This is a genomic window from Flavobacterium sp. 2, from assembly GCF_049949195.1.
In the GTDB taxonomy this organism is placed as follows: Bacteria; Bacteroidota; Bacteroidia; order Flavobacteriales; family Flavobacteriaceae; genus Flavobacterium.
Genome location: NZ_CP188206.1, coordinates 3,616,066 through 3,629,671, shown reverse-complemented (window position 1 = coordinate 3,629,671; position 13,606 = coordinate 3,616,066). Strand labels below are relative to the sequence as shown.

The window sequence follows — 13,606 nt, the reverse complement described above, 5'->3', positions numbered from 1 at the left end:
TATATTTCAATTGGGGTTTATTTAATTGTTCTTGAATGTTTTTTCAAATGGAACGCGATGCAAAATACTTCTACCGAGAGTAACTTCATCAGCATATTCCAATTCGTCTCCTACTGATATTCCTCTTGCAATCGTAGAAATTATAATTTGAAATTCTGCAATTTGTTTATAGATATAAAAATTGGTCGTATCACCTTCCATGGTTGAACTTAATGCAAAAATGATTTCAACAACTTTTCCGGATTTGACTTTTTCGACCAAAGTTGAAATATTTAACTGACTTGGGCCAACACCTTCAATTGGAGAAATTTTTCCTCCCAACACATGATAAATCCCTTTATACTGACCCGTATTTTCAATAGCCATAACATCACGAATATCCTCAACAACACAAATAGTCTGATGATTTCTAGATGAATTGGCACATATTTCACACACTTTTGTATCTGAAATGTTATGGCAATTTTCGCAAAATTTAATATCCTCACGCATATTTAAAAGTGCTTGAGACAAAAAGCCTGTTTGCTCCTTTGGCTGTTTGAGCAAATGAAGAACTAATCGCAGAGCTGTACGCTTACCAATACCAGGTAATTGCGACATTTCATTAACCGCTTTCTCTATTAATTTTGATGAAAATTCCATGACGACAAAAGTAACATTTTTAACGGTATCAGCATCTTTCAAACAATTAAATTCAACTCTAAAAGAAATAGGGATTTATCTTGTTTCTATCTGCCAATAAAAAACAAAACTTCCCAATACAATTGGAAAGTTTTAAAACGCTTTTTTTCGATTAATATTGGTTTGTAGCCAATAAAACTAATGTACAAGCAACTTCGACCTCAATATTATTTAATTCCAATAATTGATATAATTCAGGATTTTCTGTTCCGGGATTAAAAATTACTCTTTTAGGTTGTGCTTCAATTATGTAATTATAATAATCACGTTGACGAGATGGGTTCAAATATAAAGTTACTGTATCGATATTTTTTACAGGAATTGCTTTTGTATGAATTTTTACACCAGCCACCTCTCCAGTATTTTGACCAATTGCTAATACTGTGTGCCCTTTTTGAGTAAGCATATTTATAGCTCTAAATGCATAACGATCTGGTTTTGTTGTAGCACCTAGGAGTAATGTCTTTTTATTTTTCATCTTTTTAATTTAAAGTGCAAAAGTAGTTAAAAAGAATGAGCTTAGTTTATCTTATCAATTCAGAATATTGACTCTAAAAAAATAATATCATAACTCCGTTTTAGCTGTCAATATAAAAAAATAACTACTTTTACTTCACTAACCGAAATTTTATGGATTTATTCATTTACTTATTTGCTGCACTTTTTTCCGTTTTAAACCCTATTGGCACTGTGCCGATTTTCGTTGGATTAACACAGCACGATTCACAAAAAGAACGTTCAAGAATTTCTCTATGGACCGCAATAAATGTTTTTATCATTTTATTGGTATCTTTTTTTATCGGCCAATATGTTTTGACATTTTTTGGGATTAGCATTGATGCTCTTCGAATTGCAGGCGGAATTGTAATTGTGAATTCTGGCTTTTCATTGCTTTCGGGAAAATTTAATAAAAAACGAGGAATCAATAAAAAAATTGAAACTGACGCACAGCAAAGAAACGACATTGCCTTGACGCCATTAGCAATTCCAATGTTAGCGGGACCAGGTTCAATTTCTCTTCTAATTGCTTTTTACCAAGAACATCATGAAATGAATGAAATCATTATTTCATGTCTTGCTATTTTAGCAATTGGAGTCAGCATTTTTGCCATTCTAAAAAGTGCACATTACCTTGCCCGCATACTAGGTGCATCAGGAATTGTTGCAATTTCCCGAATAGTTGGATTCATTGTAATTTCTATCGGAATTCAATATATCGTAAGTTCTATTGTAAATATTATTAAAGGAAACTTTTAATCTAAAACTTTTTAAAAAATAAAAAAGGGATAAAACTTTAAGCATTATCCCTTCTTTATTTAAAAACCTGTTTTTTTTTAATTCCTTGGCAAGAAAACTTCAGCCATCATGCAGCGTGCGCTTCCACCGCCACAAGCTTCAATTGTATCCAAGCTCGAACTTAAAATTTCGGCGTGTTTTTCTAATTGTGCAATTTGCTTTGCAGTTAAACTTTGATGAGCCGATGCACTCATAACTATATACTTTTTATCGTTTGCACCTCTAACTTCTAGCATATTCCCGGCAAAATTATTTACTTGATCTTCTGTAATTAAAATGATTTCTTTTTTATCATCTTTCAGATTATCAAGAACCATTTTTCTTTCTTTTTTATCATCAATACAATCTGCACAAATAACTGCAAAAGTTTCGCCCAAACACATCATCACATTTGTATGATAAATGAGTTTTCGTTCTCCGTCAACAGTCTGAAAAGCTTCAAAAATTACAGGAGCATAATCAAAATCTTCACAGAATTCAATAAATAATTCTTCATCGGCACGAGGCGACAAAGCGCAATACGCTTTTGCATTAGCACGGTCTAAAAGAAGACTCCCTGTTCCTTCTAAAAAATAACCATCATCTTCAGCAGAAGTGTAATCCATTATATTTGATATTTCGAAACCCTTTTCTTCTAAAGTGTCCAAAATATCTTCACGACGTTCTTGGCGTCTGTTTTCAGCAAACATCGGATAAAGCGCTACATCGCCATTTTCATGAAATGAAACCCAGTTATTTGGAAAAATACTATCCGGAGTATCTGTTTCCAAAGTATCTTCAATAACTGTAACATCTACTCCAACCGCTCTAAGTTTTTCAACAAAAGCATCAAATTCCTGCTGTGCTTTGGCATTTACGGTACTTGGCAAAAGTCCGTCTAATACTTTTTGGTAATAATTATTTACGGCGGTCTGTTCATTCATTCTGAATGCAACAGGCCGAATCATCACGATTGCATTTGTTGTCTGTTTCATGATTTTATATTTTTTTGTTTCAAGTTTAAAGCTTCAAGTTTAAAATTTAGCGTCTTGTAAAAACCTTAAACTTGAACCTCAAAAACTATTTTAGTCTCTAATTAACGGAAGTGTTGAACATCTTAATAATCCTTCCTGTTTTGCAATTTCGGCATACGGAATTTCTTCGACTGTAAAACCATTTGCACGAAGCCAGTTATTTAAGCGTGTGAAATTTTTCTCCGAAACCACAACATTTTTATCAATTGAAAACACATTTGAAAACATATTGTACATTTCATTTCTTTCGATATGAAACAAATTTTCTTTTCCAAAAAGATTCACTAGATATAAATAATCAGCTTCTTCACGAAAACCTCTTTTGTAGATAATTCCTTTATTTTCTCCAACTGGCTGAAAACAACAATCTAAGTGCAATGCATTATCTCTGGCTTCTAGTTTAGATTTAACCAGATCAAATTCTTTTACAATTTTATTTGGAAACAACTCTTTAATATAATTAACCCCATGCATGTTAGTCCTTGCGGTTATATAATCTTTATAATCACTTCCTTTGTAAGTTCCTATAAAAATATGATCATTCCAAAGCATAACATCGCCTCCTTCAATATGAACTTCTTCAGGCGGACGAACAACTTTTAGAGGTTCAATTTGATCTATTACATATTGAATTGCGTCTAGCTCACGTTCACGATCAGGCAGTATATTTGATTTTACAAAGACATCATCAATTACAAATCCAATATCTCGAGCAAAAATCTGATTGTAGTTCTCAATCATTTCCGGGCGATAGACTTTAACGTCATACTTTTGAAAAACAGAATTAAAAGCTTCCATTTCAACAACCATGTCTTTTTCGATCGGATAGGTTCCTGCTTTAATATGTTCCAATGACTTAGGGTCATAAGCTTCCTCTAAGGTTGGAGTTGGCCCATTATGAACGGCTGAACCCAAAACTACAGCCCGCAGTCTTGACGTTTCGTTCTTTACATTTAATTGCAACATAACTTTATTATATTTTGAGCAAAGATAAAAAAAGCTTCACATGTAAGTGAAGCTTTCTATTTTTTATTTGTTAGGCTTAAATTCTCTTAACGGATGCCCTGTGTAAATTTGTCTTGGTCTTCCAATTGGCTCTTTGTTTTCACGCATTTCTTTCCATTGTGCGATCCATCCTGGCAATCTTCCGATAGCAAACATTACTGTAAACATATCTGTTGGAATTCCTAACGCTCTGTAAATAATTCCTGAGTAGAAATCAACGTTTGGATATAAGTTTCTTGATTTGAAGTATTCGTCTTCAAGAGCTGCTGTTTCTAATTTTCTAGCAATATCTAGAATTGGATCTTCAACACCTAAAGTTTCTAAAACTTCTTTAGCCGCTTTTTTGATGATTTTTGCTCTTGGATCAAAGTTTTTATAAACTCTGTGTCCGAATCCCATTAAACGGAAAGGATCATTTTTATCTTTAGCTTTAGCCAAGAATTTATCAGTATCTCCACCATCTTTGTTGATTTCTTCCAACATTTCAAGTACAGCCTGATTTGCTCCTCCGTGAAGAGGTCCCCAAAGAGCAGAAACTCCAGAAGAGATTGAAGCAAATAAACCAGCGTGAGATGAACCAACCATTCTTACTGTTGAAGTTGAACAGTTTTGTTCATGATCTGCGTGAAGAATAAATAATTTATCCAATGCATCAACAACAACAGGATTTGCACTGTATGGTCCCGTAGGCAATTGAAACATCAATTGCATAAAGTTCTCAACATATCCTTTTGTATTGTCATAATAATTCAACGGATACCCCATTGATTTTCTGTAAGTCCAAGTTGCAATAACTAAAAATTTAGCCATTGTTTTGCAAATTGCCTCATACATTTCTTTTTCGTTATCCACATTTACTGCTTTTGGGTTGAAAGCAGTTAAAGCGCTTGTCAAAGCTGACAAAACACCCATTGGATGTGCTGTTTTTGGGAAACCATCAATGATATTTTTCATTTCTTCGTTAACTAACGAATGTTTTTTAATACCATTTTCAAAGTTTTCTAATTCTGCAGCTGTTGGCAGTTCTCCAAAAATTAAAAGATAAGATACCTCTAAAAAACTAGCCTTTTCAGCTAAATCTTCAATTGAATATCCTCTGTAACGTAAGATTCCTAATTCTCCGTCTAAGAAAGTAATTTCACTTGTACAAGATCCAGAGTTTTTATAACCTGGGTCGATTGTAATAATACCAGTTAAATCACGTAATTTGTTGATATCGATAGCTGATTCATTTTCGCTCCCTGTGATAACCGGAAGTTCAATTTTTTTACCATCTACTTCTAATGTAGCTATTTTTGACATAATATAATCGGAAATAATTCTATAAAATAATAATTTATCAAATCTAAGGAATTTAAGACTAACTAAAAAAAGAATCCTGCTATGAATTTGTTAAAACTCCAAAAAAAAACCATTCGTTAACACGAATGGTTTCTTTTCAATATATAACTCTTACAATTATTTGATCTTGAAAGCGTTTAAACCAGGGAAATAAGCAGTACTTCCAAGTTCTTCTTCAATTCTTAATAATTGGTTGTATTTAGCCATACGATCAGAACGTGAAGCAGAACCCGTTTTGATTTGCCCACAGTTTAAAGCAACAGCTAAATCTGCAATTGTATTATCTTCAGTTTCACCAGAACGGTGAGACATTACAGATGTGTAACCAGCGTTTTTAGCCATGTTTACAGCTGCAATAGTTTCAGTTAAAGTACCAATTTGGTTAACTTTTACTAAAATTGAATTAGCAATACCTTTTTCGATACCTGTTGATAAACGCTCAACGTTAGTAACAAATAAATCATCACCTACTAATTGTACTTTATTTCCAATTTTCTCAGTTAAGTATTTCCATCCATTCCAATCGTCTTCGTACATACCATCTTCGATAGAAATAATTGGATATTTAGCAGCAAGTTCAGCTAAATAATCCGCTTGCTCTTCAGATGTTCTGATTTTTCCAGTTTCACCTTCAAATTTAGTATAATCGTATTTACCGTTTACATAAAACTCAGAAGCCGCACAGTCAAGCGCAATCATAATTTCGTCACCGAAAGTATATCCAGCTTTTTCAACTGCTAATTTAATAGTATCTAAAGCATCTTCAGTACCACCTGCTAAGTTTGGAGCAAAACCTCCTTCGTCACCTACAGCCGTACTTAAACCTCTATCATGTAAAACTTTTTTCAAACTGTGAAAAATCTCAGTTCCCATTTGCATTGCATGTGTAAAAGAAGTTGCTTTTACTGGGAAAATCATAAACTCTTGAAATGCGATAGGCGCATCAGAGTGAGAACCACCGTTGATGATGTTCATCATCGGAACTGGCAATGTATTAGCAGAAACACCACCTACATATCTGTATAATGGCAATCCAAGTTCGTTAGCAGCAGCTTTTGCAGCAGCTAAAGAAACTCCTAAAATAGCATTAGCTCCTAATTTAGATTTATTTGGAGTTCCATCTAAATCAATCATTAATTGGTCAATTGTGTTTTGTTCGAAAACAGAAGTTCCAACTAATTCTTCAGCAATAACAGTATTTACATTGTTCACTGCATTCAAAACACCTTTACCTAGATAAGCTTTACCTCCATCACGTAATTCAACAGCTTCGTGCTCTCCAGTTGATGCTCCAGAAGGAACAGCAGCTCTACCTAAAACTCCATTTTCAGTTACTACATCAACTTCAATAGTAGGATTACCTCTAGAATCAAGAATTTGTCTTGCGTGAACTTTAATTATAATACTCATTATTTTTGTTTTTTATTAATAAATTATATATTTTTTTCGAAATTATAAAAATATTTAATACTAAAAACGCAATCTAGACATTAAACACCTTTATTTATTAACTACATCGTTTTAGAGGTAGCCAGTTTTATATTCTCAACAAATTGATCAAATAAATAAGATGAATCATGTGGTCCCGGACTTGCCTCTGGGTGATATTGCACTGAAAAACAATTCTTATTTTTCATTCTCATTCCAGCAACAGTACCATCATTTAAATGCACATGGGTAATCTCCAATTCTGGGTGATTTTCCAATTGTTCTTTCTTAACTGCAAATCCATGATTCTGAGAAGTAATCTCTCCTTTACCAGTTAAAATATTTTTAACAGGGTGATTAATTCCTCGGTGTCCGTTAAACATTTTATAAGTTTCAATACCATTGGCAAGACCAATTACTTGATGTCCTAAACAAATTCCGAATAAAGGTCTATCCTCAGCAAGAATTTTCTTTGCAACTTCAATTGCTCCAAATAAAGGATCCGGATCTCCAGGCCCGTTTGACAAGAAAAATCCATCTGGATTAAACGAATTTAAATCCTCATAAGTTGAGTTGTATGGAAAAACTTTAATATAGCAATCTCTCTTGGCAAGATTTCTTAAAATATTCTTTTTAATTCCAAGGTCAAGTGCAGAAATTTTATAAGTTGCATTTTCATCTCCAACAAAATATGGTTCAGTTGTAGACACTTTAGACGCAAGTTCTAGACCTTCCATATTTGGAACATCTGCTAATTCCTTTTTCAAATCTTCAATTGAAGTACCATCTGTACAAATTACAGCATTCATTGCTCCATTGTCACGAATATAACTTACAAGAGCTCTTGTATCAACATCAGAAATACAAATCAGGTTTTGCTTAGTAAAGTAATCTTCTAAACTTCCAGAAGCACCTTCTCTGGAATAATTAAAGCTAAAGTTTTTACAAACCAAACCTGCAATTTTAATGCTATCTGATTCTACTTCTAAATCATTAACACCATAATTACCAATATGCGGATTAGTCGCAACCATAATTTGACCAAAATAAGAAGGATCTGTAAAAATCTCCTGATATCCGGTCATTCCAGTATTAAAACAAACCTCACCAAAAGTTTTACCGCTAATACCGATAGACTTTCCGTGAAAAATAGTTCCATCACTTAGTAATAAAATGGCGCTTTGTCGTGTTGTGTATTTCATTCTTTAATTTGTATTGTTTTTTAATTGTGTACGAAACTTGAAAAGCTTCATTTGTAATTAGATATTTTGCAAATTTACTTCTTTAAAAGAGCTCTTCCAAGATTTTTTAAAACTTTCATTCGTAAAAATAAAACCTAACATTTTAAATAAGTTACATTTTTAAAGGTTTCAAAAAAAATCAAAAAAAAAGGATAAACTAACAATTAGTTTATCCTTGATTTTTATAGAATCATTACTTTCATAATTATTCAGAAGCTTCTGTAGTCGTTTCTGATTCAGCAGCTGGAGCTTCAGGAGCAGTTCCTTCAGCTTTTTTTGCTTTACTACCACGACGGCTTTTAGCTTTTTTAACTTCTTTTTTACCTCCGTTGTAAAGTTCATTGAAGTCAACAAGTTCGATCATCGCCATATCAGCGTTATCTCCCAAACGATTTCCAACTTTAATGATACGAGTGTATCCACCTGGACGGTCACCAACTTTAGCAGCTACATCTCTGAACAAGTCAGTTACAGCATATTTGCTACGTAAGTAAGCAAAAACAATACGACGGTTGTGAGTCGTATCTTCTTTTGATTTAGTGATTAAAGGCTCAACGAATTGTTTAAGCGCTTTAGCTTTAGCAACAGTAGTGTTAATACGTTTGTGCTCAATAAGAGAACAAGCCATATTAGCCAACATAGCTTTTCTATGTCCAGTCTGTCTGCTTAAGTGGTTGAATTTTTTTCCGTGTCTCATGACGTGTTTTTTTTATCTTCATCTTGCTACAATCCGCTATGGAGAGCAAAATATGAAGTAAATTATTCTTTATCTAATTTGTATTTAGCTAAATCCATTCCGAAAGTCAAATTTTTAACTGCAACAAGTTCATCAAGTTCAGTTAAAGATTTTTTACCGAAATTACGGAATTTCATTAGGTCATTTTTATTGAACGATACTAAATCACCAAGTGTATCAACTTCAGCCGCTTTCAAGCAATTTAATGCTCTTACAGATAAATCCATATCAACAAGCTTAGTTTTAAGCAATTGTCTCATATGCAATGACTCTTCATCATACGATTCTGTTTGTGCAATTTCGTCAGCCTCAAGTGTAATTCTTTCATCAGAAAACAACATGAAATGGTGAATTAAAACTTTAGCAGCTTCAGTAAGAGCATCTTTAGGATTAATAGATCCATCAGTTTTGATTTCAAAAACTAATTTTTCGTAATCTGTTTTTTGCTCTACACGGAAATTTTCGATTGCATATTTTACATTTTTTACCGGAGTAAAAATAGAATCTGTAAAAATCGTTCCAATTGCAGCATTCTGTTTTTTGTTCTCTTCAGCAGGAACGTATCCTCTACCTTTTTCGATCGTTAAATCGAAGTTCAATTTGATTTTAGAATCTAAATTACAGATAACAAGGTCTGGATTCAAAACTTGGAAACCTGAAATAAATTTTTGAAAATCACCTGCCGTTAGCTGATCTTTACCAGAAACAGAAATAGTAACTGCTTCATTATCAATATCTTCAATTTGACGTTTAAAACGAACTTGTTTTAGATTAAGGATAATTTCGGTAACATCTTCAACAACACCTGAAATAGTAGAAAACTCATGATCTACACCTTCGATACGAACAGATGTAATTGCATAACCTTCTAACGCTGAAAGCAAAACTCTTCTAAGTGCATTACCAACTGTCAATCCGTAACCAGGTTCCAAAGGTCTAAATTCAAATTTACCTTCAAAATCGGTTGAATCGATCATGATAACTTTATCGGGCTTTTGAAAATTAAATATTGCCATAAATTTCGACTAAGTCAATTATTATTTGTTGTACAACTCTACGATTAATTGTTCTTTAATGTTTTCTGGAATTTGAAGTCTTGCAGGTACAGAAACGAAAGTTCCTTCTTTAAGATCATTGTTCCAAGTAATCCATTCATAAACATGACTTGAATTTGATAAAGAACGTTCGATAGCTTCTAAAGATTTAGATTTTTCACGAACTGCAACTTTATCACCAGGTTTAAGGTGGTAAGAAGGAATATTTACAACTTCACCATTTACAGTAACGTGTCTGTGAGATACGATTTGACGTGCACCTCTTCTAGAAGGAGCGATACCCATTCTAAAAACTACGTTATCCAATCTTGCTTCGCATAATTGTAATAAAACTTCACCAGTAACTCCTTTAGTAGCTGATGCTTTTTCGAATAAATTTTTGAATTGTTTTTCTAAAATTCCGTAAGAATATTTAGCTTTTTGCTTTTCCATTAACTGAACAGCGTACTCAGATTTTTTTCCTCTTTTTTTAGCCATCCCGTGTTGTCCAGGTGGGTAATTTCTTTTTTCGAAAGATTTATCATCTCCGAAAATTGCTTCGCCAAATTTACGGGCGATTCTTGTGCTAGGACCAGTATATCTTGCCATTTTAAATTGTTTAAGATAGAGATTATGAATTCAGGTCTTATCCTTCGATAATCTATGTTCTATCTAGGTTATACTATAATAATTTTGAGTATTAAACTCTACGTCTTTTCGGAGGACGACATCCGTTGTGAGGCATTGGAGTAACATCGATAATTTCAGTAACTTCAATTCCACCGTTATGAATAGAACGGATAGCAGACTCACGTCCGTTTCCTGGTCCTTTTACATAAACTTTTACTTTTTTAAGTCCTGCTTCAAGAGCTACTTTACTACAATCTTCTGCTGCCATTTGAGCTGCGTACGGAGTGTTCTTTTTAGAACCTCTGAAACCCATTTTACCAGCTGAAGACCAAGAAATAACTTCACCTTTCTTATTAGTCAAAGAAATGATAATATTGTTGAAAGTCGCAGAAATATGAGCTTCACCCGTTGATTCAACGATAACTTTACGTTTTTTTGCAGTTGCTTTAGCCATATTACTTATTATTTAGTTGCTTTTTTCTTGTTAGCAACAGTTTTTCTTTTACCTTTTCTTGTTCTAGAGTTGTTTTTAGTTCTTTGTCCTCTTAATGGAAGACCAGATCTATGACGGATACCTCTGTAACAACCAATATCCATTAAACGTTTGATGTTCAAAGAAACTTCAGAACGTAATTCTCCTTCAATTTTGTAAAATGAAACTGCATCACGAATTGCTCCGATCTCGTCATCATTCCAATCTTGAACTTTTTTATCTTGGCTTACTTGAGCTTTTTCTAAAATCTCAATAGCTCTACTTTTTCCTAATCCAAAGATGTAGGTAAGTGCGATAACACCTCTTTTGTTTTTTGGGATATCTACCCCTGCTATTCTTGCCATAATTATCCTTGTCTTTGTTTAAATCTAGGATTCTTTTTGTTTATTACGTACAGTCTCCCTTTTCTACGCACGATAATGCACTCGGCACTTCTCTTTTTTACTGATGCTCTAACTTTCATAGTAATTATCCTTTAATATCGATAAGTAATTCTTGCTTTTGACAAATCATAAGGACTCATTTCTAGTTTCACTTTATCACCAGGTAATAATTTGATGTAATGCATACGCATCTTACCAGAAATATGAGCAATTACAATATGTCCATTTTCTAACTCTACACGGAACATCGCATTTGATAATGCTTCAATGATTGATCCGTCTTGTTCTATTGCTGATTGTTTTGCCATAAATATATTAAGCTACTGCTTTTCTATTTTTACCAGTCTTCATTAAACCATCATAATGTTTGTTTAACAAATATGAATTGATTTGCTGAATAGTATCTATTGCAACTCCAACCATAATTATTAATGAGGTACCTCCAAAAAACATTGCCCAAGCATCTGTTACACCAATAACACTAACTACAATAGCTGGGAACACAGCAATCAAAGCAAGGAATAAAGAACCTGGAAAAGTTATTAAAGACATCACTTTATCAAGGAAGTCTGAAGTTTCAGCACCAGGACGAACCCCAGGAATAAAACCGCCACTTCTTTTCAAGTCATCAGCCATTTTGTTAGTCGGTACAGTGATCGCAGTATAAAAGAATGTAAACACAATAATCAAAGTTGCGAATAACAAATTATACCAAAAACCAAACATGTCTTTAAATACTACAAGAATGGATTGTGATGTTTCTGACTGAGATAACCCAGCTACAGCTGCAGGTATAAACATAATTGCCTGAGCAAAAATAATTGGCATAACCCCAGCAGCATTTAGCTTCAAAGGAATCCATTGTCTATTACCACCTGCTAAATCTTGCTCATAATCACCAGTAGTCGTACGACGAGCGTACTGAACCGGGATTCTACGTACTGCCATTGTAAGCAATACACAAGAAATAATCACTAATAACCACAAAATAATTTCAATAACTAACAACATTGGCCCTCCATTGTTATTGGTAACTCTCGTAGTAAACTCCTGAATAAAAGCTTGTGGTAAACGAGCTAAGATACCAACCATAATTAATAATGAAATTCCATTTCCAATACCTTTATCAGTAATTTTTTCACCAAGCCACATAGCAAAAATTGTACCAGTAACTAAAATGATTACAGAAGAGAATAAAAACTCAGGTGAGTTAAAGCCTAGTAGAAAAGCACTACCAGGCAATGTTCTGTATAGATTGTAGATATAGGTTGGACCTTGAACCAATGTAATAGCAATAGTTAACCAACGTGTAATTTGATTAATCTTTTTTCTACCACTCTCTCCATCATTTTGAAGTTTTTGCAAATAAGGAATAGCAATTCCCATTAACTGAACAACAATAGATGCAGAAATATAAGGCATAATACCTAAAGCAAAAACTGAAGCTTTAGAGAAAGCACCTCCTGTAAACATGTCTAGGACAGAACCTAAACCTTGTTTAGTTTGCCCTGCTAAACCTGTTAATTGAGTTGCATCAACTCCAGGAAGGGTAACGTGTGCTCCAAAACGATATACTAAAAGTAATCCTAAAGTAATTAGAATTCTATTCTTTAGTTCTTCGATTTTCCAAACATTGCTAATTGATTCAATAAATTTCTTCATACAATAGAAAAATTATATTGTTACAGCCTCTCCACCAGCAGCTTCAATAGCAGCTTTTGCAGTAGCAGTAAATTTGTGAGCAGTTACTTTTAATTTTGCTTTCAACTCTCCTCTACCTAAAATCTTAACGATTTCATTTTTGGTAGCTAGACGGTTTGCAACAAATTCTGTCATAGAAACAGAATCAGTAATCAAACCATTGTCTACTAATAATTGAAGCGTATCTAAATTAACACCTTCGTATTCTTTACGATTGATGTTTGTGAAACCAAACTTAGGCACACGTCTTTGAAGTGGCATTTGCCCACCCTCAAAACCAATCTTTTTAGAATAACCAGAACGAGATTTTGCTCCTTTGTGACCTCTTGCAGCAGTGCCACCTTTTCCAGAACCTTCTCCTCTACCTAATCTTTTATTTTGATTGTGCGTTGATCCTTCAGCTGGTTGTAAGTTACTTAAATTCATAACAGTATTTGTTATTTAGCTTCTTCAACAGAAACTAAGTGTTTAACTTTGTTTATCATACCAAGGATAGCAGGATTTGAATCATGCTCTACAACTTGTCCCATTTTACGTAGACCTAAAGCTTCCAAACCTCTTTTTTGAGAAAGAGGACAGTTGATTTTGCTTCTTACTTGTTTTACTAATAATTTAGCCATAATT

At 33.5% G+C, this 13,606-nt stretch carries 18 protein-coding genes; 1 reads left to right on the top strand and 17 read right to left on the bottom strand.

Annotation, left to right across the window (positions count from 1 at the left end; all coding sequences use genetic code 11):
* Window positions 1-21: 21 nt before the first annotated feature.
* Complete coding sequence (gene recR / locus ACNFIH_RS15705) at window positions 22-642, bottom strand: recombination mediator RecR (protein WP_142452001.1); 621 nt, start codon at window positions 640-642, stop codon at window positions 22-24.
* 151 nt (window positions 643-793) lie between these two features.
* The gene (locus tag ACNFIH_RS15700; RefSeq protein ID WP_035650431.1) at window positions 794-1,159 is read right to left on the bottom strand and encodes a CoA-binding protein; all 366 of its coding nucleotides are present in this window, start codon (window positions 1,157-1,159) and stop codon (window positions 794-796) included.
* Between the two features lie 152 nt (window positions 1,160-1,311).
* Here ACNFIH_RS15700 and ACNFIH_RS15695 point away from each other — a divergent pair, with 152 nt between their 5' ends.
* Window positions 1,312-1,938 carry a MarC family NAAT transporter gene (locus tag ACNFIH_RS15695; RefSeq protein ID WP_035650433.1) on the top strand — a complete coding sequence of 209 codons (627 nt, stop codon included), beginning with the start codon at window positions 1,312-1,314 and terminating at the stop codon, window positions 1,936-1,938.
* 77 nt (window positions 1,939-2,015) lie between these two features.
* Here ACNFIH_RS15695 and ctlX read toward each other — a convergent pair whose 3' ends face one another.
* The 15 genes from ctlX to rpmD all read right to left on the bottom strand — a co-directional run bounded on the left by ctlX (window position 2,016) and on the right by rpmD (window position 13,602).
* Window positions 2,016-2,951, bottom strand: a complete 936-nt coding sequence (gene ctlX / locus ACNFIH_RS15690) for a citrulline utilization hydrolase CtlX (protein WP_426483833.1) — start codon at window positions 2,949-2,951, stop codon at window positions 2,016-2,018.
* A 90-nt stretch (window positions 2,952-3,041) separates the two neighbouring features.
* A complete protein-coding gene (locus tag ACNFIH_RS15685) occupies window positions 3,042-3,956 on the bottom strand; it encodes a dimethylarginine dimethylaminohydrolase family protein (RefSeq protein ID WP_035650437.1) in 915 nt (304 codons plus the stop codon).
* Between the two features lie 63 nt (window positions 3,957-4,019).
* Window positions 4,020-5,297, bottom strand: a complete 1,278-nt coding sequence (locus ACNFIH_RS15680; protein ID WP_142452005.1) for a citrate synthase — start codon at window positions 5,295-5,297, stop codon at window positions 4,020-4,022.
* 156 nt (window positions 5,298-5,453) lie between these two features.
* The gene (eno, locus tag ACNFIH_RS15675) at window positions 5,454-6,746 is read right to left on the bottom strand and encodes a phosphopyruvate hydratase (protein ID WP_035650440.1); all 1,293 of its coding nucleotides are present in this window, start codon (window positions 6,744-6,746) and stop codon (window positions 5,454-5,456) included.
* Window positions 6,747-6,847: 101 nt separating this feature from the next.
* Window positions 6,848-7,966 carry a glutamine-hydrolyzing carbamoyl-phosphate synthase small subunit gene (gene carA / locus ACNFIH_RS15670; RefSeq protein ID WP_035650443.1) on the bottom strand — a complete coding sequence of 373 codons (1,119 nt, stop codon included), beginning with the start codon at window positions 7,964-7,966 and terminating at the stop codon, window positions 6,848-6,850.
* 244 nt (window positions 7,967-8,210) lie between these two features.
* The gene (gene rplQ / locus ACNFIH_RS15665) at window positions 8,211-8,702 is read right to left on the bottom strand and encodes a 50S ribosomal protein L17 (RefSeq protein ID WP_426483832.1); all 492 of its coding nucleotides are present in this window, start codon (window positions 8,700-8,702) and stop codon (window positions 8,211-8,213) included.
* Between the two features lie 62 nt (window positions 8,703-8,764).
* Window positions 8,765-9,757, bottom strand: coding sequence for a DNA-directed RNA polymerase subunit alpha (locus ACNFIH_RS15660; protein ID WP_026109818.1), 993 nt, complete (start codon window positions 9,755-9,757; stop codon window positions 8,765-8,767).
* 21 nt (window positions 9,758-9,778) lie between these two features.
* Window positions 9,779-10,384 carry a 30S ribosomal protein S4 gene (rpsD, locus tag ACNFIH_RS15655; RefSeq protein WP_426483831.1) on the bottom strand — a complete coding sequence of 202 codons (606 nt, stop codon included), beginning with the start codon at window positions 10,382-10,384 and terminating at the stop codon, window positions 9,779-9,781.
* Window positions 10,385-10,475: 91 nt separating this feature from the next.
* Window positions 10,476-10,859, bottom strand: a complete 384-nt coding sequence (rpsK, locus tag ACNFIH_RS15650) for a 30S ribosomal protein S11 (protein ID WP_007803677.1) — start codon at window positions 10,857-10,859, stop codon at window positions 10,476-10,478.
* Window positions 10,860-10,867: 8 nt separating this feature from the next.
* The gene (gene rpsM, locus ACNFIH_RS15645; RefSeq protein ID WP_012022478.1) at window positions 10,868-11,242 is read right to left on the bottom strand and encodes a 30S ribosomal protein S13; all 375 of its coding nucleotides are present in this window, start codon (window positions 11,240-11,242) and stop codon (window positions 10,868-10,870) included.
* Window positions 11,243-11,244: 2 nt separating this feature from the next.
* The gene (ykgO, locus tag ACNFIH_RS15640; RefSeq protein WP_002987490.1) at window positions 11,245-11,361 is read right to left on the bottom strand and encodes a type B 50S ribosomal protein L36; all 117 of its coding nucleotides are present in this window, start codon (window positions 11,359-11,361) and stop codon (window positions 11,245-11,247) included.
* Window positions 11,362-11,373: 12 nt separating this feature from the next.
* On the bottom strand, window positions 11,374-11,589 hold the full coding sequence (infA, locus tag ACNFIH_RS15635; protein WP_007136545.1) for a translation initiation factor IF-1: 216 nt from the start codon (window positions 11,587-11,589) through the stop codon (window positions 11,374-11,376).
* A gap of 7 nt (window positions 11,590-11,596) precedes the next feature.
* A complete protein-coding gene (gene secY / locus ACNFIH_RS15630) occupies window positions 11,597-12,943 on the bottom strand; it encodes a preprotein translocase subunit SecY (RefSeq protein ID WP_035650446.1) in 1,347 nt (448 codons plus the stop codon).
* Between the two features lie 12 nt (window positions 12,944-12,955).
* Window positions 12,956-13,408, bottom strand: coding sequence for a 50S ribosomal protein L15 (rplO, locus tag ACNFIH_RS15625; protein WP_142452007.1), 453 nt, complete (start codon window positions 13,406-13,408; stop codon window positions 12,956-12,958).
* 11 nt (window positions 13,409-13,419) lie between these two features.
* Complete coding sequence (rpmD, locus tag ACNFIH_RS15620) at window positions 13,420-13,602, bottom strand: 50S ribosomal protein L30 (protein WP_017495010.1); 183 nt, start codon at window positions 13,600-13,602, stop codon at window positions 13,420-13,422.
* Between the last annotated feature and the right edge of the window lie 4 nt (window positions 13,603-13,606).

Coding starts and splice junctions, on each gene's coding strand:
- rpsD (WP_426483831.1), bottom strand. CDS start 10,384: ATGGCAAGATATACTGGTCCTAGCACAAGAATCGCCCGTAAATTTGGC.
- rpmD (WP_017495010.1), bottom strand. CDS start 13,602: ATGGCTAAATTATTAGTAAAACAAGTAAGAAGCAAAATCAACTGTCCT.
- infA (WP_007136545.1), bottom strand. CDS start 11,589: ATGGCAAAACAATCAGCAATAGAACAAGACGGATCAATCATTGAAGCA.
- ctlX (WP_426483833.1), bottom strand. CDS start 2,951: ATGAAACAGACAACAAATGCAATCGTGATGATTCGGCCTGTTGCATTC.
- rplO (WP_142452007.1), bottom strand. CDS start 13,408: ATGAATTTAAGTAACTTACAACCAGCTGAAGGATCAACGCACAATCAA.
- ACNFIH_RS15660 (WP_026109818.1), bottom strand. CDS start 9,757: ATGGCAATATTTAATTTTCAAAAGCCCGATAAAGTTATCATGATCGAT.
- recR (WP_142452001.1), bottom strand. CDS start 642: ATGGAATTTTCATCAAAATTAATAGAGAAAGCGGTTAATGAAATGTCG.
- secY (WP_035650446.1), bottom strand. CDS start 12,943: ATGAAGAAATTTATTGAATCAATTAGCAATGTTTGGAAAATCGAAGAA.
- ykgO (WP_002987490.1), bottom strand. CDS start 11,361: ATGAAAGTTAGAGCATCAGTAAAAAAGAGAAGTGCCGAGTGCATTATC.
- ACNFIH_RS15700 (WP_035650431.1), bottom strand. CDS start 1,159: ATGAAAAATAAAAAGACATTACTCCTAGGTGCTACAACAAAACCAGAT.
- ACNFIH_RS15695 (WP_035650433.1), top strand. CDS start 1,312: ATGGATTTATTCATTTACTTATTTGCTGCACTTTTTTCCGTTTTAAAC.
- rpsM (WP_012022478.1), bottom strand. CDS start 11,242: ATGGCAAGAATAGCAGGGGTAGATATCCCAAAAAACAAAAGAGGTGTT.
- eno (WP_035650440.1), bottom strand. CDS start 6,746: ATGAGTATTATAATTAAAGTTCACGCAAGACAAATTCTTGATTCTAGA.
- carA (WP_035650443.1), bottom strand. CDS start 7,966: ATGAAATACACAACACGACAAAGCGCCATTTTATTACTAAGTGATGGA.
- rpsK (WP_007803677.1), bottom strand. CDS start 10,859: ATGGCTAAAGCAACTGCAAAAAAACGTAAAGTTATCGTTGAATCAACG.
- rplQ (WP_426483832.1), bottom strand. CDS start 8,702: ATGAGACACGGAAAAAAATTCAACCACTTAAGCAGACAGACTGGACAT.
- ACNFIH_RS15680 (WP_142452005.1), bottom strand. CDS start 5,297: ATGTCAAAAATAGCTACATTAGAAGTAGATGGTAAAAAAATTGAACTT.
- ACNFIH_RS15685 (WP_035650437.1), bottom strand. CDS start 3,956: ATGTTGCAATTAAATGTAAAGAACGAAACGTCAAGACTGCGGGCTGTA.